Below are 24489 nucleotides of genomic sequence, written 5' to 3' on the forward strand. Positions count from 1 at the left end.
GGGGCCGACATGCACCAAGTTGGCCCGTAACTTGCTGATGTCACACACAGGCTGCACGCTTGCGGCAGCACCGTCCACCGGAGAACTGTGTGTCCATCCACGTTGCCCTCAATCACGTCACGCATTACCGCTATGACCGGCCGGTGAGCCTGTCGCCTCAGGTGATCCGTTTGCGGCCCGCGCCGCACTGCCGCACGCGCATCCTGTCCTACTCACTGCGGGTGGAGCCGGCCAACCACTTCATCAACTGGCAGCAGGACCCCTTCTCCAACCACCTGGCGCGCCTGGTGTTTCCGGAGAAAACCACCGAGTTCAAGATCACGGTCGACCTGGTCGCCGAGATGGCGGTGTACAACCCGTTCGACTTCTTTCTGGAGCCGCACGCGGAGACCTATCCCTTTGCGTACGACGAGGCCTCGCGGCATGACTTGCAGCCCTACTTGGTCAAGTCCACCCCCACGCCGGCGTTCCAGGCTTTTCTGGACACGATCGACCGCCGTGAGGTGCGCACCATCGATTTTCTGGTGGGGCTGAACCAGCGTCTGCAGAGCGACATCGCCTACACGATCCGGATGGAGCCGGGCGTGCAGAGCCCGGAGCAGACCTTGACGCTGAAGTCGGGCTCGTGCCGCGACACCGGGTGGCTGCTGGTGCAGACCCTGCGTCACCTCGGGCTGGCGGCGCGCTTCGTGTCGGGCTACCTCATCCAGCTCAAGGCCGATGTGGCGGCCCTGGATGGTCCGTCAGGCACCGAGGTCGACTTCACCGACCTGCACGCCTGGTGCGAGGTGTTCCTGCCCGGCGCGGGCTGGATAGGCCTGGACCCCACATCGGGCCTGATGGCCGGCGAGGGCCACATCCCGGTGGCCTGCACGCCCGAGCCCACGGGCGCTGCGCCGGTGTCGGGCGGCGTGGATGAGTGCGAATGCGAGTTCGACCACCGCATGGCCATCTCCCGCATCTTTGAGTCACCCCGGGTGACCAAGCCCTACACCGACGCCCAATGGCAGGCCATCGACCGCTTGGGGCAGGCCGTGGATGCGCAGTTGAGCGCTGGCGACGTGCGCCTGACCATGGGCGGGGAGCCCACCTTCGTGTCGGTGGACGACCGCGATGGCGCGGAGTGGAACACCGACGCCCTGGGGCCCACCAAGCGCGGCCTGGCCACCGAGCTGGTGCACAAGCTGCGAGCCCGCTATGGCGACGGTGGCTTCCTGCACTTTGGCCAAGGCAAGTGGTACCCGGGTGAGCAACTGCCGCGTTGGGCCTTGTCCATCTTCTGGCGCACCGACGGCCAGCTCTGCTGGCACAACCCGCTGCTGTTTGCCGATGAGCGCAGCGGCGTGCGCTACAGCACCGACGACGCCCGGCTGTTCATCCACACCCTGGCCGACAAGCTGGGGGTGGGCGGGGATCACGTCCAGCCGGGTTACGAGGACACCTTCTACTACCTGTGGCGCGAGCGCCGCCTGCCAGTGAATGTGGACCCGCTCGATGCCCGTCTGGACGACGAGATGGAGCGGGTGCGCCTGCGCCGGGTGTTCGACCAGGGGCTGGACCATGAAGTGGGCTTCGTGCTGCCCATTCGCCGTGATGACAGCGGGCAGGGCAGGGCGCCGTGGCTGAGCGGCCCCTGGCATTTCCGCGACGACCGCATGTACCTGATCCCCGGTGACTCGCCCATGGGCTACCGCCTGCCGCTGGATGCACTGCCCTGGGTGTCTGAAGCCGACTACCCCTATGTGCATGCGCACGATCCCTTTGCGCAGCGCCCGGCGCTGGCCGATGCCACTCAGTTGCGTGCGCAGTATGCGCCGCACAGCCTGGGGGGCGGCTTTGCGGAAGGGGGCGCGGTGTCGGTGCAAGGGCAGCGTGTCGGAGCGCTGGGAGGGGCGGCGCGCAATGGCGAGTGGGGTGATCTGCCCGCCCATACCGAGGCGGTGCCGGCACCGTTCGAGTCGGCCAGTTGGGTCACCCGCACGGCGCTGTGCGTGGAGGTGCGCAACCCCGATCGCGCCAGCGGCCCCAAGGTGGAAACCGAGGGGCACGGCGGTGGGGTGATGTACGTGTTCATGCCGCCTTTGCAGGTGCTCGACGATTACCTGGACCTGCTCACCGCGGTGGAAGCCACCGCCGAAGAGCTGGGCATGCCCATCGTGCTGGAGGGCTATCCGCCGCCGCGCGACGCCCGGCTCAAGCTGCTGCAGGTGACCCCCGACCCCGGCGTCATCGAGGTCAACATCCACCCCGCGTCCAGCTGGGCGCAACTGGTCGACCATACTGATTTCCTCTACCAGGCCGCGCATGAAGCCCGCCTGTCCACCGAGAAGTTCATGGTGGACGGCCGTCACACCGGCACCGGTGGGGGCAACCACTTTGTGCTGGGTGGGGCCACGCCGGCGGACAGCCCCTTCCTGCGGCGCCCGGACCTGCTGCCCAGCCTGCTGACCTTCTGGCACAACCACCCCTCGCTGTCCTACCTGTTCTCGGGCCTGTTCATCGGCCCCACCAGCCAGGCGCCGCGCCTGGACGAGGCCCGCACCGATCAGGTCTACGAGGTGGAGCTGGGGCTGGCCGAAATCGAGCGACAGATGGCGCTGCATGGCCAGTGCCCCCCGTGGATCATCGACCGCACCCTGCGCAACCTGCTGATCGATGCCACCGGCAACACGCACCGCAGCGAGTTCTGCATCGACAAGCTGTACTCGCCCGACGGCCCCACGGGGCGCCTGGGGCTGCTGGAGCTGCGGGCCTTCGAGATGCCGCCTCACGCGCAGATGAGCCTGGTGCAGCAGCTGCTGCTGCGCGCCCTGGTGGCCTGGTTCTGGCGTGAGCCTTACGCCGGCCACGGTGCCCAACGTCTGACCCGCTGGGGTACGGCGCTGCACGACCGCTTCCTGCTGCCCAGCTTCGTTGAGCAGGACTTTGCCGATGTGCTCACCGAGTTGAACCAGGCGGGCTTTGCGTTCGCACCCGAGTGGTTTGCGCCGCATTTCTCCTTCCGCTTCCCGCACATTGGGGATGTCTCGGCGGCCGGCGTGCAGGTCAGTCTGCGCGCGGCCCTGGAGCCCTGGCATGTGATGGGCGAAGAGGGCTCGGCCGGCGGCACGGTGCGCTATGTCGACTCGTCCCTGGAGCGCATCGAGGTGAAGGCCACCGGCTTGAACGCCAACCGCCATGTGCTCACGGTCAATGGCGAGATCGTGCCGCTGCACCCCACGGGTCGGGGGGGCGAGTACGTGGCCGGGGTCCGCTACCGTGCCTGGCAGCCGCCCTCGTGCCTGCACCCCACCATCGAGTCCGATGCGCCGCTGACGATCGACGTGGTGGACACCTGGCTCAAGCGTTCGGTGGGGGGCTGTCAGTACCATGTGGCCCATCCCGGCGGGCTCAGCTACGACAGCTTCCCGGTCAATGCCTACGAGGCGGAAAGCCGGCGCCTGTCGCGCTTCTTCCGCATGGGGCATACCCCCGGTCACATGCCGCTCAAGCCTCTGCCGCCAGGCATCGAACATCCATTGACGCTGGACCTGCGGCGCGCACGCATGCGCCGCTGACACCGCTTGTTACGCCGGCTGGACGCCATTCTGAGGTTTAATCAAAGGTCCTTTGAACCTTTGTTCTGGCTTCCTTCGTGACTGCGCCTGCCTCGCCATACCAGACTGCATTTGACCTCTCGCCGGCCGCTCAGGTGATCATGGATCACGCGGGGGGCATCGACGATGCCAATCAGTTGGCCTGTGCGTCGCTGGGGTATCCGCGGGTGGCCTTGCTCGGGCAGCGTCTGTCCGATCTGGTGCACCCGGATGAGCAGCCGGTGCTGTACCGTGCCATCGAAGAGAGTGCACAGACCTTGCGCCCCTTCGAGATGGACTGCCGGGTGCAGTCGCCGGTGCATGGCCTGCGCTGGTTCGCGGTGCAGGCCCGGGCGCATCAACTCGAAGATGGCCGACTGCGCTGGTTCTGTGTGTTCAACGACATCACCGACCACAAGCAGCATGCCGCGTGGCTCAACGAGCGCAATGCCTTGCTCACGGCCTTGTCCCACCACCTGCCGGGCATGATCTATGTGTTCCGGCCCGGCGCCGATGTGGGCGGGCATCTCGATTTTGTCAGCGAGGGTGTGCGCGAGATGTTTGGCGCCACCCCTGAGCAGGCCATGGTCTCGCCGTGGGTGCTGTACGACCGGGTGATGCCGGAAGACCTCGCTCTGTTCTTTCAGCAGCGCGACGAGGCCATGGCCGGCTCGGTGCGGCTGCACAGCGAGTTCCGCGTGCGCAACGCGCGCGATGAGTGGCGTTGGTGTGCGGCCGATTCGATCTCGGGCCTGGATGCCGAGGGGCAGGAGGTGCGCTGTGGCTACATTGCCGACATCACCGAGCACAAGCTGTATCAGGAGGCCTGCGTGGTCGCCGAGACCGCGCAGCGTGCCAGTCAGGCCAAGTCCGAGTTCCTGTCGCGCATGAGCCATGAACTGCGCACACCCCTGAATGCCGTTCTTGGGTTCGCCCAGTTGCTGCGCATGGACACGCAACTGCCTTTGCAGGACGACCAACTGCGCAAGGTACGCCTGATCGAGCGGGCCGGTGGGCATCTGCTGGCGGTGATCAGCGATGTGCTGGACCTGTCTCGCATCGAGGCGGGGGACTTGCCGATGTCGCAAGAGCCTTTGCAGCTGGAGTCCGTGCTGCATGACGCGGTGAGCATGGTCAGTGAAGCGGCCGATCAGGCGCAGGTTGAACTGGTCCTGCCTTCACTGTCTCTGGATGAGGCAGTTCACGCTGATCGGGTGCGCTTGCGGCAGGTGCTGGTCAACCTGCTGAGCAATGCCATCAAGTACAACCATGCCGGCGGTTTCGTGCGCGTTCATGTCTGGCATGAAGGGGGCACGGTGCGCTGTTCGGTGTCGGACTCGGGCCGCGGAATGAGCCCTGAGCAACTGGCGCACCTGTTCGAGCCGTTCAACCGCCTGGGGGCCGAGCAAACCGGCATCGAGGGCACCGGCATTGGCCTTGTCATCGTCCAGCGCCTGGTGGCGCTGATGAACGGGCAACTGTCGGTTGAGAGCCAGCGCGGTGTGGGCAGCGTGTTCACCATCAGCCTGCCGGCGGCAGACACGGCGGCGCCTTCCAGCTTTGCCGCGCTGGACGACTGGCACCAGTCTTCACGCGAGGCAACCATCGTCTATGCCGAAGACAATGAGGTCAATGTGCAGCTGGTGAGCCAGATCCTGGCCTTGCGGCCGGGCTGGACCTTGAAGGTTGCTCACAACGGCCAGGAGGCATTGACGCTGATCAATGCCGAGCCGCCCGACCTGCTGTTGCTGGACATGCACCTGGGCGACATGACCGGGTTCGAGCTCGATGCTGCATTGCAGGCCAACCCGCGCACACGCGGCATTCCCCGTGTGGCCTTGTCTGCCGATGCCATGCCCGACCGTGTGCACGCGGCCCGTGCCCGGGGCTTTGCCGCCTATCTGACCAAGCCGCTGGACGTGGTGGCCTTGTTGCGTTGTCTGGATGAGCAGCTGGGTGGGGCGGGCACCTGACGTGCTGCCCGCCCGACAGATCGATCAGACCTTGAACACCGCGACCACGTCGCTCAGGGCTTGAGCCTGGTGCTTGAGGCTTTCAGACGCGGCAGCGGATTCCTCCACCAGGGCCGCGTTCTGCTGGGTGACTTGATCCAGTTGTGACACCGCATCGCTGACCTGACCAATGCCTGACGATTGCTCGTGCGTGGCCGCGGCGATCTCGGCGATCAGGTCGGTCACACGCTGAACCTGCGTGACGATGCCGTTCATCTGCTGGCCAGCTTCATCGACCAGGGAGGCACCGCCCTCCACTTTTTCCACGCTCTCGTTGATCAGGGTCTTGATTTCTTTGGCTGCGTTGGCGCTGCGCTGGGCCAGCGTGCGGACCTCCCCGGCGACCACGGCAAAGCCTCGGCCTTGTTCACCGGCACGCGCGGCTTCCACCGCGGCATTCAATGCCAGGATGTTGGTCTGGAACGCGATGCCGTCAATGACCGAGATGATGTCGGAAATTTTGCGGCTGGACTGTGAGATGTCACCCATGGTGACGACCACCTTTTGCACCACTTCACCACCTTGGCTGGCGGCGGCAGAGGCACCCGAGGCAATCTGCACAGCCTGACGTGCGATGTCGGCGTTCTGCATCACGGTCGAGCTGATCTGCTCCATCGAGGCGGCGGTTTGTTGCAGGTTGGAGGCTTGCTCTTCGGTGCGCTGCGACAGGTCGGCATTGCCCGTGGCAATTTGTGCCGAACCGGTGGCGATGCTGTCGCTGCTCAAACGCACCTGGCTGACCAGGTGCGAAAGCTGCTCGTTCATGACCTTGAGGGCGGACATCAGCTGGCCGGTCTCATCGCGGCTCTTGACGTCAATGCGCGAGCGCAGGTCGCCCGAGGCCACGGCCTCGGCCACGTGCACGGCCTCGCGGATCGGGCCGGTGATGGCGCGGGTGGTGAAGAGAGCGATCAGCAGGGAGCTCACCAGGACCATCACGGTGGCCACGCTGATCATCACGATCACCTGGGTGTTGGTCTGTTTGCTGGACTCGGAGAGACGGGCCGTCAGGGTCTCGTTGTAGCCCCACCATTGCGCCACGGCCTTGTTGAGCTCGTCGAAGCTGGCACGCCCATCCTTTGCGACCAAGCGGTGGTAAGCCTCCAGGCGGCTGGGGTCGGCTTCCACCTGTGAAGCCAGTTCTGCGGCTTTGCCACTCAGAACACCGTAGGCATCTGCCTGGGATTTGACGTCGCTGAGGTGCTTGCCATCCTCGGCGTCCACCACCATCTTGTCGTACTCGTCCATCGATTTCTTGGCCAGGGCCTGAGCGGCCAGGGCCTCCTTGAGCGAGCTGCTGCGTTCCGATTCAGAGGTGGAGGACAGGGCCCGAAGTTCCAGGCGACGACTCAGGTCCAGCTGTTCCTTGACCTTGTAAATGATGGTCAGCGAGGGCACGACGTTGTCGCTGAACGCCAGGGTGTTGTCGTTGAGCTTGCCAGCTTGCGACGCCCCGAACAGCTGGACGCCAATGAACATGGCAACCAGAAAGCCGAAACCCAGCGCGAGGCGCTGACCGATCTTGAGTTGAGAGATGAATGTCATGGTGCAACAGTGATTCTGTTGAGGTAGATCAAAGCGGACGGGTCCACAGTCTGATCTAGGGTTAACGCTGATCTGGTCCGCCCTCTGAAGAAGGCGGGCATTTCATGCAATAAGCCCTACACTTGGCCGATAAATTGCTTGCATGGCTGAGAATCGGGGACACACCGATGCTGCTTCTGGGTCACACCTCACCATGTCATTCACTTCCCCTGCGCGCGATCCGTCGGCGTCCGCGGCCTCTGGCTGGGTGGACGAGTGGCTGCGCCGCGCTCGCCCTGTCGAACCCGGGCACCACGACGAGCTGCGCTTGCCCGATGGCCAGCTCCGGCCGGTCTGGCGGGCGCTGGCCGAACAGCTGGGCACGCCGCTGGACGAGCTCAGCCGTTGCCAGGAGGTGCTGGCGCGCCAGATTCGTGAAGACGGCATCACCTACAACGTCTACAACGCCGCAGGTGGCAGCAGCCGGCCGTGGTCGCTGGAGCCTTTGCCCCACCTGATCTCGCCCGACGAGTGGCCGTGGTTGGAGCGCGGCATTGCCCAGCGTGCCGACCTGCTCAACCGCATCCTGGTGGACACGTATGGCGAGCAGACTCTGTTGCGCGAGGCCATGTTGCCCTCCGCCTTGGTGCTGGGCCATCCTGGGTATCTGCGTGGCCTGCAGGGTACCCAGCCTCTGGGGGGCGTCTACCTGCACGTGGTCGCGTTCGATCTGGCGCGCGGCCCGGATGGCGCCTGGTGGGTGGTGGGGCAGCGCACCCAGGCGCCGTCGGGGCTGGGCTACGTCATGCAGAACCGTCTCATCGTGTCTCGCCTCTTTCCCGAGGCGTACCGGGCGCTGAACGTGCAGCACCTGGCCAGCACCTACCGCCAGTTGCTGGACACAATCAGCACCCTGGCGCTGCCCTGTGCCCAGGGCGAAACGCCCAGCCTGGCCTTGCTGACCCCCGGGCCTTTCAACGAGACCTATTTCGAGCACGCTTACCTGGCGCGTTACCTGGGCCTGCCCCTGGTAGAGGGGTGCGACCTCATCGTGCGCGATGACCGCCTGTTCCTCAAGACCGTGCAGGGTTTGACGCCCATCCACGGCCTGTTGCGTCGGCTGGATGACGACTTTTGCGATCCCCTGGAGTTGCGCACCGATTCGACCCTGGGCATCCCGGGGCTGACCCAGGTGGTGCGGGCCGGCAATGTGGTGCTGGCCAACGCGCTGGGCACGGGCTTCCTGGAGTCGCCCGCAGTGCACGGCTTCCTGCCGGCCTTGTCCTCGCACCTGCTGGGAGAGGATCTGATCTTGCCGTCCCTGCCGAGCTGGTGGTGTGGCGAGGCCTCGGCGTGGGAGGCGGTGCGCCCGCAACTGGCCCGCCAGGTCATCCGGCCGACGTACCCCACGTTGAACACGCCGGGCGGGGTCTCGGCGCGCCGCAAAGGCCAGCAGGAAACCGTGCTGGGCTTCACCCTCACGCCACAAGAGGTTCGCGCCTGGGAAGAGACGGTGGCCGAAGACCCCGCCGCGCACACCGTGCAAACCTTCATGCCCTATGGGCAGACTCCTGTCTGGTCGGAAGGGGGGCTGAGCCTGCGCAGTGCCTCGGTGCGGGTCTACGCCTTGTCCGACGGGCGCGGTGGTTGGCGCGTACTGCCCGGTGGCATGACCCGCATTGCCACCCGCGATGACGGCCCGGTGTCGTTGCAGCAGGGGGGTAGCTCGCTGGACACCTGGGTGATCAGCAACGAGCCGGTGGACGCGTTTTCGATGCTGCCCAAGTCCGTCAAGCTCGAAGAGCTGGAACAACGGCAGCGACCCGTGGCCAGCCGCACCGGCGAGAACCTCTTCTGGATGGGGCGCTACACCGAGCGCTGCGAGCAGCAACTGCGACTGGCCGAACGCCTCATCAGCCTGTGGGCGGAAGACGACGAACCTGATCAGCGGCTGCTCAAGACCTTGTCGGCATTGGGCGTGCAGTTCGGCATGGTGCCCGCCGACACTCCCTCGCTCGACAAGTCCGACCGTGTGTTCGAGCGCGTGGCCCTGGACGCCTTGGGTGACGCCCAGGCCGGGCAGGGCGCCTACAGCCTGGCGTTCAACCTGTCCGAGCTCACGCGCACCGCGCAGGCCTTGCGTGAGCGCCTGTCGCCGGCGCACGTCCGCTTGCTGCGGGCCATGGCCACCGATTTTCAGCAGGCCTTGCGCCAAAGCGGCCCCCTGGATTCGGCCGCTTTGGCCGCACGGGTCAGCACCGTGCAGGACGCCTTGGCACACCTGAGCGTGCAGCTGGGGGCCGTCACCGGCGCACAGTCGGACAGCATGACCCGCGACTCTGGGTGGCGTCTGCTCACGGTGGGCCGGTTGATCGAGCGCTTGAATGGTCACGCTCACATCCTCAAGGCGTTCTGGACACACCATGCCCTGCAGCACCCACAGGGCTTTGACCAGGCTCTGGAGCTGTTCGACAGCACCATCACCTTCCGCGCCCGCTTTCAACGTCGCCTGGAGGTGCCCGCCTTGGTGGCGCTGCTGGTCATGGACGATGCCAACCAGCGTTCGCTGGCCTGCGTCGTGCGCCGCCTGCGCACCGAAGTGGGCAAGCTGCCCGTGCGCGCCGGGTCACCGGCCGACCTGCTGGCGCTCTTGCCCCACGAGGGCGTGGGCGCCACCCTGGCCGCCTTGTGCGACCCGGTGAGTGGCCACGCAGCCGTGCTGGGCTTGCTCGATCGCTTGCTGGAGGCGAGCTGGCGCTTGTCCGACGAGATTGGGCGCCTGTACTTCGCCCACGCCGAACCCACCGACTCCATGGTGAGTGCATGACGGCCTCCCTTCCCGACTGGGCCTGCTTGAGGGTGGCGCACGAAACCCTCTACACCTACAGCGTGCCGGTGGAGCAGGCGCTGCACGTCGCCTGTCTGCGGCCTTTGTCTGATCCCGGACAGGCGCTGCGGCAGTTCGACATGGCCGTGCACCCGCATCCCGCTCAGCACCACACCCGCACGGACAGCCACGGCAACAGCCGTGCGCACTTCGCGCTGCACGCGGCGCATGGCGAACTGCGCGTCACGGCGGTGAGCGAAGTGCTGGTGCGTGAACGCTATGCCGGCCTGCAGCCCACCCAGGGCCCGACCTGCGCCGAGGTTCGCGAACGATTGCGCTACCGCTCCCACGCGCCCTTCGAGCCCGCCAGCGAGTACCTGCACGCTTCGCCCTATGTGCCCATGCTGCCCGAGTTGCGCGCCTACGCGGCCGCGTCTCTGCAGGACGAGCGCCCTTTGGCCGAGGCGGCCATTGACCTGATGCAGCGCATCCACCGCGATTTCACCTACGCCCCGGCGTCCACCGACATCTCCACCCCGGTGCTGACCGTGTTCGCGCAACGGCGTGGCGTGTGTCAGGACTTCGCGCATCTCATGCTGGCCTGCCTGCGCGCCTGCGGCTTGGCGGGCCGCTATGTCAGCGGCTACCTCTTGACTGTGCCGCCTCCCGGGCAGGCGCCCTTGGTGGGGGCTGACGCCTCCCATGCGTGGCTCAGCGTCTGGGTGCCCGGACTGGGTTTGAGTCAGGCCGACGAGTGGCTGGATCTGGACCCCACCAATGCCTGCGTGCCGGGCCTGCACCACGTACGCGTGGCCCACGGACGCGACTTTGGCGACGTCACGCCCTTGCGCGGTGTCATCCGCGGGGGGGGCGAACACACCCTTTTGGTGCGCGTCACCACCCGCCTGCTGGCTGAAGGAGCGGGGCATTCGGTGCCGGCCCCAAGATGGGGCGCGCCCTGAAACCGTGCCCATGACCCTGCGCATCACAAGGTGTTGGCACAGTCCATGCATTAACCCCTGGACAGAGGTTGGCGTGAAAGCCAGATGAGAGACCAAGCGATGCGATTCTTTGACGAAATGCACAGTGCCGAGACGGCGGTGCGCGATCACTACAAGGTCTACGAGCGCTGGTTGGCGCGCCAGGCGGGCGAGCAGATGCGCTCCCGTCGGGCCGAGGCCGAGATGATCTTCCGCCGCGTGGGCATCACCTTCGCGGTGTACGGCGACAAGGACGAGGATGGTTCGGGCACCGAACGCCTCATTCCCTTCGACCTGATCCCGCGCATCATCCCGGCGTCCGAATGGCGCGAGATGGAAAAAGGCCTCAAGCAGCGGGTCACCGCTTTGAACCGTTTCCTGGACGACATCTATCACGACCAGGAAATCCTCAAGGCGGGCGTCATCCCTTCCGAGCCTGTGCTGAACAACGCCCAGTTCCGTAAGGAAATGATGGGCTTGAGCGTGCCGGGCGGTATCTACTCCATCATCTCGGGCATCGACATCGTGCGGGCCTGCAACCCGGATGGCTCGGGCACCTACTACGTGTTGGAAGACAACCTGCGCGTGCCCAGCGGCGTGAGCTACATGCTCGAAAACCGCAAGATGACGATGCGGCTCTTCCCCGAGCTGTTCGCCGAGCACCGCGTGGCCCCGGTGGCGCACTACCCCGACCTGTTGCTCGACACCCTGCGGGCCATGGCCCCCGCCTCGGTCAACGAGCCTACCGCGGTGGTGCTGACCCCCGGCATGCACAACTCGGCCTACTTCGAGCACGCCTTCCTGGCACAGCAGATGGGCATCGAGCTGGTGGAAGGCAAGGACCTGTTCGTTAAGGACGACTTCGTCTACATGCGCACCACCCGCGGCCCGCAGCGCGTGGACGTGATCTACCGCCGGGTGGACGACGACTTCATGGACCCCGAGGTCTTCCGCAAGGATTCGACCTTGGGCGTGGCCGGCCTGCTGCGCGCCTACCGTGCCGGCAACGTCACGCTGGCCAACGCCTTCGGCACGGGCATCGCCGATGACAAGTCCATCTACCCCTACGTGCCCAAGATGATCGAGTTCTACCTGGGTGAAAAGCCGATCCTGCAGAACGTACCCACGCACATCTGCCGCGAGCCGGACGCCCTGAAGTACACGCTCGACAACTTGGCCGACCTGGTCGTCAAGGAGGTGCATGGCGCGGGCGGCTACGGGATGCTCGTTGGCCCGGCCGCCACGAAGGCCGAGATCGAGGACTTCCGCAAGGTGCTGCTGGCCAACCCCAGCAACTACATCGCCCAGCCCACGCTGTCGCTGTCCACCTGTCCCACCTACGTCGAGTCCGGCATTGCGCCGCGCCACATCGACCTGAGGCCCTTTGTGCTGTCAGGCAAAGACGTGCAGATGGTGCCCGGTGGCCTGACCCGTGTGGCCTTGAAAGAAGGCTCGCTGGTGGTCAACAGCTCGCAAGGCGGCGGCACCAAGGACACCTGGGTGCTGGAAGAGTAAGACACCGACACAAGAAGGGACGCATCATGCTCAACGAACGCATTGAAGACCATCTGCCTGCCCATCTGATCGAGACTGCCACGGGGGCCTTGCGTGCCAGCAACGCCTCACATCTGGAGACCAAGCCCATGCTGTCGCGCACCGCCGACCACCTGTTCTGGATGGCTCGTTACATGGAGCGAGCGGAAAATACCGCCCGCTTGCTCGACGTCAATTACCAGACCGCCCTGTTGCCGCAGTCGAGCGAAGCCGCCTTGCAAGGCTGGAAAGGCCTGCTGAGCATCAGCGAGTTGATGCCCGACTACCTGAAGCGTTTCGACACCGTCAACGCCCGTGACGTGATGACCTTCATGGTCACCGACGCCAACAACCCGTCCAGCATCCTGAACTGCCTGCGTGCTGCCCGCGAGAACGCGCGCGCCGTGCGAGGCGCCTTGACCACCGAGGTATGGGAGACCATGAACCAGACCTGGCTGGAGTACAACCGCCTGGTCAAGGAAGGGGCGCTGGCGAAAGACCCGGGCGAGTTGTTCGAGTGGGTGAAGTTCCGCTCGCACCTCTCGCGTGGCGTGACGCTGGGTACCATGCTGCAGGACGAGTCCTTCCACTTCCAGCGTATCGGCACCTTCCTGGAACGCGCTGACAACACGGCCCGCCTGCTGGACGTGAAGTTCCACGCCCGCAACACCGAGTTCTTTGGCTCAGGCGCGGGCAACGAGGGCAAGGAGGTCGACTTCTATCACTGGTCGGCCGTGCTGCGCAGCGTCTCGGCGTTCGAGGTGTATCGCAAGGTCTATCGCAATGTCATCCGCCCGGAGAAGGTGGCCGAGTTGCTGATCCTGCGCGCCGAGATGCCGCGTTCACTCGTCTACTGCATGGACGAGGTGGTGAGCAACCTGCGTGCGGTGGCCAATGACCAGAGTCATGAAACCATCCGTCGTGCCGGGCGCCTGCGTGCCGACCTGCAGTTCAGCCGCATCGACGAGATCCTGGCCACCGGGCTGCACGCCTACCTGACCCAGTTTCTCGACCGGGTGAGCGACCTGGGCTATGGCGTGAGCCGTGATTTCTTGATGCCCGCCTGAAGATTTCATGACCTGACATGAAAAAGCCGACCCGCAGGTCGGCTTTTTGCCAGGGCCGGTGCGGGCCCCGATGTTGGCGAACCTCAGGCCGAAGGCGGCACGTAGCCTTGCACCTGCTCGGCACCTTCGCCAAAGAAGAACTGCTCCATCTGGCGTGCCAGGTATTGGCGTGCGCGGGCGTCGGCCAGGTTCAGGCGGTTTTCATTGACCAGCATGGTCTGGTGCTTGAGCCACAGTTGCCAGGCTTCCTTGCTGATCTCGTGGTAGATGCGCTTGCCCAACTCGCCCGGATACGGGGCGAAATCCAGGCCTTCGGCTTCCTTGTGGAGGTGCTTGCATTGGATGGTGCGTGCCATGGTGTTGTCTTGTCAGTTCTGAGAAAAAATCACTTGAGGTGCTTGACCAGCACTTTGGAGCGCCGGTCCCACTTGTAGCTGCGCTTGCGTGCCTCGGGCAACCAGTTCGGGTCAACCTGGGCGAAGCCGCGCTTGATGAACCAGTGCATGGTACGCGTTGTCAATACAAACAGTGTCGACAGGCCCATTGCCCGCGCCCGCTGCTCGATGCGTTTGAGGATGCGTTCGCCGTCGCCCTGGCCCTGCACACTGGGCGAAATGGTCAGCGCCGCCATCTCGGCCGTGCTGGCTTCGGGGAAGGGGTAGAGCGCCGCGCAGCCGAAAATCACGCCGTCGTGCTCGATGACGGTGTACTGGGCCACGTCGCGCTCGATCTCGGTACGGCTGCGTTTGACCAGGGTGCCGTCCTGCTCGAACGGCTCGATCAGTTGCAAGATGCCGCCCACGTCATCGGGGGTGGCCTCGCGCAGGCTTTCGAGCTTCTCGTCCACGATCATGGTGCCCACCCCATCGTGGGTGAACACCTCCATCAGCAGGGCGCCGTCCACCCGGTAGGGGATGATGTGCACCCGCTCCACGCCGCCTTCGGTCGCCTTCACCCCGTGCTGCAGGTAGAACGCCGTGTCGGTGGGCTGGGTCGGGTTGGGCAGGGCGGCCAGCAGGCGCTTGGCATCGGCCAACGCGAGTTCCTGGTCCACTTCCTCTTCGGGGTCGTGCTGACGGGCTTCCAGCTCGGCCGCGCGTGCCGGGTCGGCCACGATGCTCTGCAAGATGCCACGGACCTCGGTCACGAAGATGAGCTTGTCGGCCTGCAGGGCGATGGCCGCGCTGGTGGCCACGTCTTCCATGCTCAGGTTGAAGGCCTCACCGGTGTGCGAGAAGCCAAAGGGGGACAGCATGACCAGGGCACCGGTGTCGATGGCACGGCGCACGGCCACGGCGTCGATCTTGCGGACCAGGCCGGTGTGCATGAAGTCCACCCCGTCCACGATGCCCACCGGGCGGGCCGTGATGAAGTTGCCTGACATCAGGCTGATGGCCGCGCCCGCCATGGGGGTGTTGGGCAAGCCCAGCGAGAAGGCGGCTTCAATCTCGTAACGCAACTGCCCGGCGGCCTCCTGGGCACAATCCAGCGCAATCGGGTCGGTGATGCGCATGCCGTGGCTGAACTGCGAAGTTTGTCCTTTGGCGCGCAACTGCTCTTCCAGTTGGGGGCGAAAGCCATGCGCCAGCACGATCTTGATCCCCATAGCGTGCATCAGCGCCAGATCCTGGACAAAGTTTTCCAGCTTGCCAGCGGCGATCAGCTCTCCTGACAGGCCCACAACGAAGGTCTTGCCACGGTGGGCGTGGATGTGGGGCGCCACCGAGCGAAACCAGGGCACGAAGGTGTGGGGAAAGACCAGGTCCATGAGGGATGCGTGAGAAGCGTCAACTCTCCCTATTATGGGCTTTGCATGAAGCAGTCTCGTCCCCCACGCTTGGCCTCGTACAGGGCCTGGTCCGAACGCTCGATGGTGCTGTCCACGCTTTCACCCGGGCGCAGGGTGGCCACGCCGGCAGAGAAGGTGATCTGCACGGCGGGATGATTGCTCAGAAACGGCTGAATGCGCAACTGATCGCGCAAGCGTTGCAGAGCCACCAGGGCTTGTTCGGAGGTGGTTTCCGGACACAGGACGAGAAATTCCTCACCACCCCAGCGCGAGACCACATCGGCATCGCGCAGGTAGGTGTCGGCCAGCACGGCAAACTGCTTCAGCACCTCGTCGCCGACCTGATGCCCGAAGGCGTCGTTGACCCGCTTGAAGTGATCCAGGTCCATCATGATCAAGGTGGTGGGATGTTGCTGGCGTTGCTGGCGTTGCCATTCCTTGTCGAGAATCTCGTGCATGCGGTGGCGGTTGATCAGGCCGGTGAGCTGGTCGTGGGAGGCCATGTGCTCGACCTTGAACAAGGCGGTGCTGAGGGCCTCGCTTTTGACGTGCATTTCGCGGTGAGTGCGGCTGACCCGCTGTGCCACCCAGCACGCTGCCATCAGGATGGCGGTCACGTAGGTGAACCGCAGTGCATCCCCCAACCATTCCGTATCGCCGGGGTTCACGAACCAGTTGAGAACCGTCATGGCGGCCAGCATCAAGATCATGATGACCGTCAGTTGAAGGATGCGCCTGGGCGGCAAACTGAACTGGCAGGGCAGCAGGATGGCGGGCAGGAACGTGAGCACCACGCCTCGAAAATTCGGGTGTACGGTCATGTAGCCGATGGACACGGCAAACGCGCAGTAGATGCCTTGGGCCATGACCATTTTGGGGTCGGGGAAGCGTTGGCTCCGTCCTGAGCGCAGCAGGCCGTAAAACACCACGGCACCCAACAACATGCAGGCGACCATGTAGGGCGTCATCATCGGTGAGGCATAGCCCAGAGACAGCGCGACCAGAATCAGGCCGGTGTTGAACAGGTAGATTGCGCTGATCATCAGCGTCAGACCCATGACGTCACGGAGGTCAGGATTCGGGCCCAGCACCAAACGCAAAAGCGAGGGAGGCAAGGTCATGGGACTCCAGCGCGTAGAACAAGCATGTGGCGCATCTTACAAACAGTGGGCCGTGGCGACCGAATTCCCCAAACTGATGTGTGTATTCAACACGTTCGCCGCTGTTAAGTGATCAGGACGCGAGCGCCGGCGGGCTCCGGCGCCACGGACGGGCTTGCTCCAGCTGCGCGGCCAGTTGCAAAAGCAAGGCTTCACCGTTGAGACCGGCCACGAGCTGTACCCCCAGCGGCAGGCCTTCGGGGGTGCGGTACAGCGGCACGGACATGGCCGGACGCCCGGTGAGGTTGGCCAGCTGGGTGTAGGGGGTCCAGCCCAAATTGTTGAGCACCGTCTGTTTGAACTGGGGGGTCTCGCTGAGCCAGCCTGCCAGGCCTAGTCGGGCGGCCACATCGCTCACCATGGCCAGTGCCGGGGGCGTTGCCAGGCTGCCAATCTTGGGGGCCGGCGCGGCCAGTGTGGGTGACAGCCACAGGTCGTAGCGGGCGTGGAAGCCTGACAAAGCCACGTTGTGCTCGTGCCAGCGCGCCTCACACTGCAGCAGGCGCAGCGCCGAGGTGCGGCGTCCGATGGCGGCCATCAGGCGCGTGTCGGCCTCGAAGTCCTTCAGGTTGGCGCCATAGTTGCGCTGGATGTGATCGATGATAAAGGCCTGCGCGCAGAACCAGGCCAGCAGGAAGTCTTCGGCCAGTTGCACGCCGTTGAAGGGGGTGTCGCAGGGTTCGACGTGGTGGCCCAGGTCGGTGAGCAAAACAGCGGCATCGGCCACGGCCGCGATGGCTTGCGGGTCCACCGGGGTGCCGATGGGCGAGACGGTGCTGTAGCCGATGCGCAGGCGCCCGGGCGGACGTTGCAGGCATTGCAGATAGGGCACCTCGGGCGTCGGCATGTGATACGGCGCATGGGGCTCGGGGCCTTGCAGCACGTCGAGCATGGCGGCGGTGTCGCGCACGCTGTGGGAGACCACCCCCTGCACGGCTGCCCCGTTGAGCGCCTCGCCCATCATCGGCCCCATGGAGATGCGGCCGCGACCGGCCTTGAGGCCAAACAGCCCACAGGCCGCCGCCGGGATGCGAATGGAGCCGCCCCCATCGTTGGCGCCGGCCACCGGCACGATGCCCGCCGCCACGGCCGCTGCCGAACCGCCGGAGGAGCCCCCGGGGGTGCGTGTGAGGTCCCAGGGGTTGCGGGCCGGGCCCCAGGCCTCGGGCTCGGTGACGTTCTTGGCACCGAACTCGGGCGTATTCGTTTTGCCGAAGATCACCAGCCCCGCCTCACGCCAGCGACGCACCACGTCGGCGTCTTCTGGGGCGGGCACCGATTTCAGCGCACGGCAGCCTCCGGAGGAGGGCAGGCCTTTGAGGTCCTGAAACAGGTCTTTGACCAGGAAAGGCACGCCCGCAAACGGGGCCGATGTGTCAAAGGCCGCCTGCGCACGCACACGGGCGGTCTCGTCCAGGCGCATCACGATGGCGTTCAGCGATCGGGTCGCGTCGGCGCGGGCCAGGGCGGCGTCCAGCAACTCGCCGGGGTGGACCTCGCCCCTGCGGACCAGGTCGGCCAGCCCCAGGGCGTCGTAGCGTTGGTAGTCGTCGAAGTGCATGGCGGGATAATGCGCACTTTCTCCCTGCGGCTTCCTCCAGTCTTACCCGTGTCCCTCCCCGCCATCACCTTTCCTGAATCTTTGCCCGTCAGCGGCAAGCGCGACGAGATCGAGGCCGCCTTGCGCGAGCATCAGGTCATCATCGTTTGCGGCGAGACGGGCTCGGGCAAGACCACGCAGCTGCCCAAGATCGCCTTGACGATGGGGCGCGGGGGCTGGGGCCAGCCGCGCGACCCGAACGCGCCGCGTCACCTGCGGCCCAAGCTCATCGGCCACACCCAGCCGCGGCGGATTGCCGCCTCCAGCGTGGCCAAACGCATTGCCGAAGAGCTGAACACGCCGCTGGGCGAGGTGGTCGGCTACAAGGTGCGTTTCCAGGACCGCATCCAGCCTCATGCCAGCGTCAAGCTGATGACCGACGGCATCTTGCTGGCCGAGACCCAGGGCGACCCGGACCTGCGGGCTTACGACACCATCATCATCGACGAGGCGCACGAACGCAGCCTCAACATCGACTTCTTGCTGGGCTACCTGCGCCAGTTGCTGCCGCGCCGCCCGGACCTGAAGATCATCGTGACCTCGGCCACGATCGATGCCGACCGCTTTGCGAAGCACTTTGCCTCCAGCGGGGGGCCGGCGCCGGTCATCATGGTCTCGGGCCGCCTGTTCCCGGTCGAGCAGCGCTATCGCCCCTTTGAAGACAGCCGCGAGTACGGCCTGAACGAGGCCATCACCGATGCCGCCGATGAACTGTGGCGCGAGGGCAGTGGCGACATACTGGTCTTCCTGCCCGGCGAGCGCGAGATCCGCGAGGCCGCCGACCACCTGCGCAAGCACTTCGCCCACCACCGTGTCACGGCCAGCATCCTGCCGCTGTTTGCGCGCCTGAGCCAGCAGGAGCAGGACGAGGTCTTCAGGACCGGAGGCGGACGCCGCATCGTGCTGGCCACCAACGTGGCCGAAACCTCACTGACCGTGCCGGGCATCCGCTACGTGATCGACTCGGGCCTGGCGCGGGTCAAGCGCTACAGCTTCCGCAACAAGGTCGAGCAGCTGCAGATCGAGCCGATCAGCCAGGCGGCGGCCAACCAGCGTGCCGGTCGCTGCGGCCGCGTGGCCAACGGCATCTGCATCCGTCTGTACGACGAGAAAGACTTCACCGGCCGACCGCGCTTCACCGACCCCGAAATCCTGCGCTCGTCGCTGGCCGGGGTGATCTTGCGCATGAAGTCCCTGCACCTGGGACTGGTGGACGATTTCCCCTTCATCGAGCCGCCGCTGCGCAAGGCCATTGCCGACGGCTACCAGTTGCTCAATGAGCTGGGCGCGGTCGATGACGACAACGAGATCACCCGGCTGGGCATGGACCTGGCCCGCCTGCCGCTGGACCCGCGCGTGGGCCGCATGATCCTGGAGGCCAAGGACCGGCAGGCGCTGGCCGAGGTGCTGGTGATCGCGGCCTCCTTGAGCGTGCAGGACGTGCGCGACCGGCCCATCGACCAGCAACAGCAGGCCGACACCAAGCACAAACAGTTCGACGACGAGAAGTCGGAGTTCATGGGCACGCTCAAGCTGTGGAAGTGGCTGGACGAGTCGCGCGGCGGGCATGGCCACCACGAGCCGGGCCAGCCAGAAAAGCACAAGCTCAGCCACCGCAAGTACGAACAGCTGCTGCGCGACAACTACATCAACCCGCGCCGCGTGCGCGAGTGGCGCGATGTGTACAGCCAGCTGCACACCGTCGTGGCCGAGCACAACTGGCGCCTCAATGGCAGTGCCGCCACGTATGAGCAGGTGCACCTGTCGCTGCTGTCGGGCCTGCTGGGCAACATCGGCTGCAAGAGCGACGACGAAGACTGGTACCTGGGCGCCCGCGGTATCAAGTTCTACAAGCACCCGGGCGCCAACCTCAGCAAGAAGCCAGGGCGCTGGATTCTGGCGGCCGAGCTGGTCGAGACCACGCGCCTGTTCGGGCGCGGCATTGCCAACATCGACCAGCCCTGGTTGGTGCAGATGGGCGGCCACCTGCTCAAAAAGCAGCTGCTCGACCCGCACTGGGAAAAAAAGGCCGGCGAGGTCGTGGCGCTGGAGCGGGCCACGCTGTACGGCCTGGTCGTCTACAACAACAAGCGCATCAACTTTGGCCTGGTCAACGTCAAGGAGGCGCGCGAGATTTTCATTCGCGAAGCCCTGGTCAACAACGAGTGGGAAACCCGCCTGCCGTTTTTGGCCGCCAACCGCAAGCTGATCAACCAGGTCGAACAGCTGGAGCACAAGTCGCGCCGCCAGGACGTGCTGGTAGACGACGAGCTGATCTACGCCTTCTACGACGCCCAGATTCCGCCGGAGGTGATGAGCGGCTACAGCTTCGAGCGCTGGTACAAGCATGCCAGCCGCGAGAACCCCAAGCTGCTCTACCTGAGCCGCGAAGAGCTGATGCGCCACGAGGCAGCCGGCATCACCAGCGCCGCCTTCCCCAAGGTGATCCGCATGGGCGGTGTGGACTGCGCGGCCACCTACCTGCACGAGCCCGGTGACGCCCGCGACGGCGTGACCGTGACCATCCCCATCTTCGCGCTCAACCAGGTGCAGGAAGAGCCGGGCGAATGGCTGGTGCCCGGCATGTTGAAAGACAAGGTGCTGGCGCTGGTCAAGAGCCTGCATCAAAAGCCCCGTGCGCGCCTCGTGCCACTGCCCGATTACGCCGAGTCCTTCATGCAGACGGTGCCGTTCGGCCAAGGCGGCCTGATGGACGTGCTGCTCAAGGCCGTGCGCGACAAGACCCAGCTCGATGTGAAGCGCAACGACTTCAAGCTGGACATGCTCTCGCCGCACCTGTTCATGAACTACCGCGTGGTGGACGAACATGGCCGCCAACTGGGCATGGGCCGCAACCTGGCCGTGTTGAAAGCCGAGTTGGGCTCGCTGGCGCGGGGGGCTTTCCAGGCGCTGGCCGCACTCAAGGCGCAGGCGGTGGCGCAGGGCGGCGCGAACAGCGTCGCGTCGGGAGAGGCGGCTACCACGGCTCAAGCTGCTGGGGGCTCATCTGCTGCGCCAGGTCATGCAGGTGCGCGAGCTGCGACGCCGTCCGGTGGCGCACAGCGTGTGTCCTCCAACGCCCCAGCCGGTGCTGGCAAGGGCGGATCGGCCCCAGGTGCCGCACCTGGCAAACCTCAGGCGAGCCAGGCCTTCACCGACTGGACCTTTGGTGAGCTGCCCGAGCTGATGGAGATCCAGCGCGGCGGCCACACCCTGATCGGCTTCCCGGCGCTGATCGACAAGGGGCAGAGCGTTGAGATCGAGGTGTTTGACGAGCCCGATGTGGCCGCCGCCAAGCACCGGGCTGGTCTGCGCCGCCTGGTGGCCTTGCAGATCAGGGAGCCGCTCAAGTACCTGGAAAAGAACATCCCCGATCTGCAGAAGATGGCCATGGCCTACATGAGCCTGGGTACCGCCGATGAACTGCGCGACCAGATCATTGATGTGGCCCTGGACCGTGCTTATCTGGCCGACCCCTTGCCCACCGATTCGGCCAGCTTCAAGGCGCGGGTGGAAGAAGGGCGCACCCGCCTGAACCTGATCGCCCAGGAAGTGGCGCGGCTGGCGGGCACGGTGCTGGTCGAGTACGCCGCGGCCATCCGCAAGCTCAAAGACGCCAAGCCGCCCAAGGATGTGGCCGATGACATCACCGGCCAGTTGCAGCGATTGATGCCCAAACGTTTCATTGTGCAGACGCCGTACACGCAGCTGCAGCATTTCCCGCGCTACCTCAAGGCGATCACGCTGCGCCTGGACAAGCTCAAGGGTGACCCGGCCCGCGACGCGCAACGCTTGAGCGATCTGCGCCCGCTGGACCAGCGCTACACCCGCCGTCTGGCCGAGCTCAAAGGTGTGCTGGATGCGCGCACGGATGAGTTCCGCTGGCTGCTGGAAGAGCTGCGGGTGAGCCTGTTTGCGCAAGAGCTGCGTACGCCGCAGCCGGTCAGCCTCAAGCGGCTGGAAAAGGCCTGGGCGCAGATCACGGCTTGATGGGCAGGGCCTGATTTACAGGCCACAGCACGCCCTTGCGTGCTGTCACGCCTCACAGACGCAGTTGCTGCGCCAGCTCGCGCGCGACGGCCGCGTTGACACGTGCCATCGCCGCAGCCTGTCCGGCGGGGCTGTCTTCCTGAACGGCTTCGGTACAGCGCACCTGCCCTTGGCGTGGCGCGCTGGCGCTGCCTGGTGCCGGGGTCAGGGCCCAGTTCACCTGCGCATGCACACGTGCCTGCGGACGGTCAAAGTCCAGCGCGACAAAGCTCACTTGCAGATGGCCTGTGCTGGGCGTGACATGGCAGGCGTCTTCGCACACCGCGCCGGCGCCCATCAAGCCGTTCAACTGTGCGCCCAGATGCCGGGTGAGGCCGATCTCGACCCGCTCGGCCCAACGCACGCCCCGCCATTCGGCCAAGGTGGCCGCGCTGTCGCGGTACCGCACCCGGTTGCTTTGCAGGTATTCCGGAATCTGCACGCGCAGCAGGCGCAGCTGCGGCGTGCCTCGTGGTGCCGGCGTGGTGCCGGTGGCCGGTGCACTGGCCGCAGTGGATGCACTCACCGTACCGGACTCCACTGGCAGGGACAACCAGCTGCGCTCTGGCGGCGCGCTGGCGCAGCCTGCCAGGGTCGCTGCCAGGCCCACGGCAATGGCCCACGCGCCCAACTTCGCGCCACGACTGGCCGATGAAAGGGGTCGCATCGTCACGGCTGGCTTCCTCCAAAAATCAGGCTGTTGGGTTCGCGCTCGACCTGGTCGGCAAACGAGCGCAGGCTGCGTGCCGCCTGAGACAGGTCGCTCACCGCGCTGTTCACATCGGTGCGCAGCGGCGAGCCCGGAGCCGTCACCGTTGCCAAGTCCTGCATGGCACGGCGTGCGCCTTCGGCGGCCAGACGGGTTTCCTGAAAGGTCTGCTGCAAAGCGGGCTGCATTTGCGTGACGGTGCCACGGGTGGTGTCCGACAACTGCTGCAGAGACTGTAAGGTGAGGGTGGTTTGCGCCTGCACTGTCTTCAGCGCTGTATCGGCGGTGACCAGCGTCTGACGGGCTTGCACACCCGTGGCGTTGAGCTGCTGGCTGGTCTTGTCAATGGCGACCTGGCTGGTCTTGAGTGTGTCGTTGAGCGTGCGCATGGTCTGGCGCAGCTCGTTCATCATCTCTGCCAATGGCAGCTCTTGCAGCTGGTTGATCAGGACGTCGAGCTTGTCCTGCATGGTCGGGATCTCAGGAAGCGGGGCTTTGCCGCCGGCCAGCAAGCGACCGGGCAGGTCAGGCCGGAAGTCCAGCTCAATGGCAGTCTGGCCTGTGACCACACTTTGCAGGATCAGGCGGGCACGTAAGCCACGCTTCACCAGTTCAGGCAGGTCGAGCTCGGTGGTCTGGCCGCTGCCCGAGTCCATCTGCAGAGACTCGGTGCTCAAGGTCAGGGTCACGGGGATGCGCGCCACCAAGGTCTGCTGATTCACCTCGACCCCGATGCGTGTGACCTCGCCCATCTTCACCCCGCGGAAGGTCACGGGCGCGCCAATGTAGAGGCCCTTGACGCTGTCATCGAAGTAAACGACGGCCTGATGCCGGGGCGTGAACCACCCCGATTTGTTGAGCGTGAGCACACCGGCCACCACCAGCACCAGGGCCAGCAGCACAAAGGCACCCACCAGAAAAGCATGGCGTTTCATAAGGTGTCGATCTCCTCTCGGCGCATGAAGGCTTGCACGGTCGGGTGCATGACAGTGTCGCGCATCTGCGTGGGTTTGCCATGAGCAATGGGACGTTTGAGGTCGGCATCCAGAAAGATGCCGTCGTCGGCGAGCGCATAGATGCTGGGCAGCTCGTGCGTGACGATGACGATGGCTGCCCCCGTGCGCTCGCGGATGTCCAGAATCAGGCGGTCGAGCTTGACCGAGCTGATCGGGTCCAGCCCTGCCGAGGGCTCATCCAGAAACAGCAGGTGAGGGCGGGCCACGATGGCACGGGCCAGGCCCACGCGCTTTTTCATGCCGCCGCTCAGGTCAGCGGGCAGGCGATCGCGGGCGGCCGCCATGCCCACCCATTCCAGCGCCTCCAGGGCACGCGCTTCATGCTGGTCCTTGGGCAGCGTGCCTTGCACTTCCAGCGGCAGCATCACGTTCTCCAGCACCGTCATGGAGGACCACAGCGCTGCGCTTTGGAACAGCACGCCAATGTCGGCACGCAGTTGGTTGCGGGCGGCCTCGTTGCTGGCCCAATAGTCCTGCTCGCGGTACAGCACCTGCCCTGCGGCGGGCGGCAGCAGGCCGATCAGGCATTTGAGCAGGGTGCTCTTGCCACAACCGCTGCCGCCCATCACCGCGTAGATGGTGCCCGCCTCGATGTCGAAGTCGATGTGCTCCTGGATCAGGGTGGGGCCGTATTGCAGCCGCAGGTCGCGCACGCCGAGCAAGCTCAT

At 65.5% G+C, this 24489-nt stretch carries 15 protein-coding genes; 7 read left to right on the plus strand and 8 right to left on the minus strand.

Annotation, left to right across the window (positions count from 1 at the left end; translation table 11 throughout):
- Positions 1 to 89: 89 nt before the first annotated feature.
- A complete protein-coding gene (locus AC3WW4_RS07265) occupies positions 90 to 3557 on the plus strand; it encodes a transglutaminase family protein (protein ID WP_488827711.1) in 3468 nt (1155 codons plus the stop codon).
- Between the two features lie 77 nt (positions 3558 to 3634).
- Complete coding sequence (locus tag AC3WW4_RS07270; protein WP_488827712.1) at positions 3635 to 5548, plus strand: hybrid sensor histidine kinase/response regulator; 1914 nt, start codon at positions 3635 to 3637, stop codon at positions 5546 to 5548.
- Positions 5549 to 5572: 24 nt separating this feature from the next.
- On the opposite strand, the gene AC3WW4_RS07275 is transcribed toward AC3WW4_RS07270, so the two are convergent.
- Entirely contained in the window at positions 5573 to 7132 is a 1560-nt protein-coding gene (locus AC3WW4_RS07275; RefSeq protein WP_488827713.1) for a methyl-accepting chemotaxis protein, read from the minus strand.
- Positions 7133 to 7325: 193 nt separating this feature from the next.
- Here AC3WW4_RS07275 and AC3WW4_RS07280 point away from each other — a divergent pair, with 193 nt between their 5' ends.
- The 4 genes from AC3WW4_RS07280 (at position 7326) to AC3WW4_RS07295 (ending at position 13518) form a co-directional block, all read left to right on the plus strand.
- The gene (locus AC3WW4_RS07280) at positions 7326 to 9938 is read left to right on the plus strand and encodes a circularly permuted type 2 ATP-grasp protein (RefSeq protein WP_488827714.1); all 2613 of its coding nucleotides are present in this window, start codon (positions 7326 to 7328) and stop codon (positions 9936 to 9938) included.
- A complete protein-coding gene (locus AC3WW4_RS07285) occupies positions 9935 to 10900 on the plus strand; it encodes a transglutaminase family protein (protein ID WP_488827715.1) in 966 nt (321 codons plus the stop codon). The genes AC3WW4_RS07280 and AC3WW4_RS07285 overlap by 4 nt, the downstream gene beginning before the upstream one ends.
- Positions 10901 to 10999: 99 nt before the next feature.
- A complete protein-coding gene (locus AC3WW4_RS07290; RefSeq protein WP_488827716.1) occupies positions 11000 to 12433 on the plus strand; it encodes a circularly permuted type 2 ATP-grasp protein in 1434 nt (477 codons plus the stop codon).
- A gap of 128 nt (positions 12434 to 12561) precedes the next feature.
- On the plus strand, positions 12562 to 13518 hold the full coding sequence (locus tag AC3WW4_RS07295; protein WP_488829702.1) for an alpha-E domain-containing protein: 957 nt from the start codon (positions 12562 to 12564) through the stop codon (positions 13516 to 13518).
- An 83-nt stretch (positions 13519 to 13601) separates the two neighbouring features.
- Here the strand turns inward: AC3WW4_RS07295 and AC3WW4_RS07300 are convergent, their stop codons facing one another.
- From AC3WW4_RS07300 to AC3WW4_RS07315, 4 genes are all read right to left on the minus strand, one after another.
- A complete protein-coding gene (locus tag AC3WW4_RS07300) occupies positions 13602 to 13874 on the minus strand; it encodes an oxidative damage protection protein (protein WP_488827717.1) in 273 nt (90 codons plus the stop codon).
- Between the two features lie 29 nt (positions 13875 to 13903).
- A complete protein-coding gene (argA, locus tag AC3WW4_RS07305) occupies positions 13904 to 15286 on the minus strand; it encodes an amino-acid N-acetyltransferase (RefSeq protein ID WP_488827718.1) in 1383 nt (460 codons plus the stop codon).
- A 32-nt stretch (positions 15287 to 15318) separates the two neighbouring features.
- On the minus strand, positions 15319 to 16428 hold the full coding sequence (locus AC3WW4_RS07310; protein ID WP_488827719.1) for a GGDEF domain-containing protein: 1110 nt from the start codon (positions 16426 to 16428) through the stop codon (positions 15319 to 15321).
- Positions 16429 to 16540: 112 nt separating this feature from the next.
- Positions 16541 to 18028, minus strand: coding sequence for an amidase (locus AC3WW4_RS07315; protein WP_488827720.1), 1488 nt, complete (start codon positions 18026 to 18028; stop codon positions 16541 to 16543).
- 9 nt (positions 18029 to 18037) lie between these two features.
- On the opposite strand from AC3WW4_RS07315, the gene hrpA reads away from it, so the two are divergent.
- Positions 18038 to 22057 (plus strand): ATP-dependent RNA helicase HrpA, encoded by a 4020-nt coding sequence (gene hrpA / locus AC3WW4_RS07320; RefSeq protein WP_488827721.1) that lies wholly within the window; start codon positions 18038 to 18040, stop codon positions 22055 to 22057.
- A 52-nt stretch (positions 22058 to 22109) separates the two neighbouring features.
- On the opposite strand, the gene AC3WW4_RS07325 is transcribed toward hrpA, so the two are convergent.
- From AC3WW4_RS07325 to AC3WW4_RS07335, 3 genes are read right to left on the minus strand one after another with little or no spacing between them, the layout of a single operon-like run.
- Positions 22110 to 22763, minus strand: coding sequence for a PqiC family protein (locus AC3WW4_RS07325; RefSeq protein WP_488829703.1), 654 nt, complete (start codon positions 22761 to 22763; stop codon positions 22110 to 22112).
- A 2-nt stretch (positions 22764 to 22765) separates the two neighbouring features.
- The gene (locus AC3WW4_RS07330) at positions 22766 to 23740 is read right to left on the minus strand and encodes an MlaD family protein (RefSeq protein WP_488827722.1); all 975 of its coding nucleotides are present in this window, start codon (positions 23738 to 23740) and stop codon (positions 22766 to 22768) included.
- Complete coding sequence (locus AC3WW4_RS07335) at positions 23737 to 24489, minus strand: ABC transporter ATP-binding protein (RefSeq protein ID WP_488827723.1); 753 nt, start codon at positions 24487 to 24489, stop codon at positions 23737 to 23739. Before AC3WW4_RS07335 ends, AC3WW4_RS07330 begins: the two co-directional genes overlap by 4 nt.

The organism is Aquabacterium sp. TM01 (genome assembly GCF_057808345.1).

What these genes read in the sequence shown, in the direction of transcription:
- AC3WW4_RS07285 (WP_488827715.1), top strand. Translation starts at nt 9,935, where the DNA reads ATGACGGCCTCCCTTCCCGACTGGGCCTGCTTGAGGGTGGCGCACGAA.
- AC3WW4_RS07275 (WP_488827713.1), bottom strand. Translation starts at nt 7,132, where the DNA reads ATGACATTCATCTCTCAACTCAAGATCGGTCAGCGCCTCGCGCTGGGT.
- AC3WW4_RS07295 (WP_488829702.1), top strand. Translation starts at nt 12,562, where the DNA reads ATGCTGTCGCGCACCGCCGACCACCTGTTCTGGATGGCTCGTTACATG.
- AC3WW4_RS07330 (WP_488827722.1), bottom strand. Translation starts at nt 23,740, where the DNA reads ATGAAACGCCATGCTTTTCTGGTGGGTGCCTTTGTGCTGCTGGCCCTG.
- AC3WW4_RS07325 (WP_488829703.1), bottom strand. Translation starts at nt 22,763, where the DNA reads ATGCGACCCCTTTCATCGGCCAGTCGTGGCGCGAAGTTGGGCGCGTGG.
- AC3WW4_RS07310 (WP_488827719.1), bottom strand. Translation starts at nt 16,428, where the DNA reads ATGACCTTGCCTCCCTCGCTTTTGCGTTTGGTGCTGGGCCCGAATCCT.
- AC3WW4_RS07315 (WP_488827720.1), bottom strand. Translation starts at nt 18,028, where the DNA reads ATGCACTTCGACGACTACCAACGCTACGACGCCCTGGGGCTGGCCGAC.
- hrpA (WP_488827721.1), top strand. Translation starts at nt 18,038, where the DNA reads ATGCGCACTTTCTCCCTGCGGCTTCCTCCAGTCTTACCCGTGTCCCTC.
- AC3WW4_RS07335 (WP_488827723.1), bottom strand. Translation starts at nt 24,489, where the DNA reads ATGAGCTTGCTCGGCGTGCGCGACCTGCGGCTGCAATACGGCCCCACC.
- argA (WP_488827718.1), bottom strand. Translation starts at nt 15,286, where the DNA reads ATGGACCTGGTCTTTCCCCACACCTTCGTGCCCTGGTTTCGCTCGGTG.
- AC3WW4_RS07290 (WP_488827716.1), top strand. Translation starts at nt 11,000, where the DNA reads ATGCGATTCTTTGACGAAATGCACAGTGCCGAGACGGCGGTGCGCGAT.
- AC3WW4_RS07280 (WP_488827714.1), top strand. Translation starts at nt 7,326, where the DNA reads ATGTCATTCACTTCCCCTGCGCGCGATCCGTCGGCGTCCGCGGCCTCT.
- AC3WW4_RS07300 (WP_488827717.1), bottom strand. Translation starts at nt 13,874, where the DNA reads ATGGCACGCACCATCCAATGCAAGCACCTCCACAAGGAAGCCGAAGGC.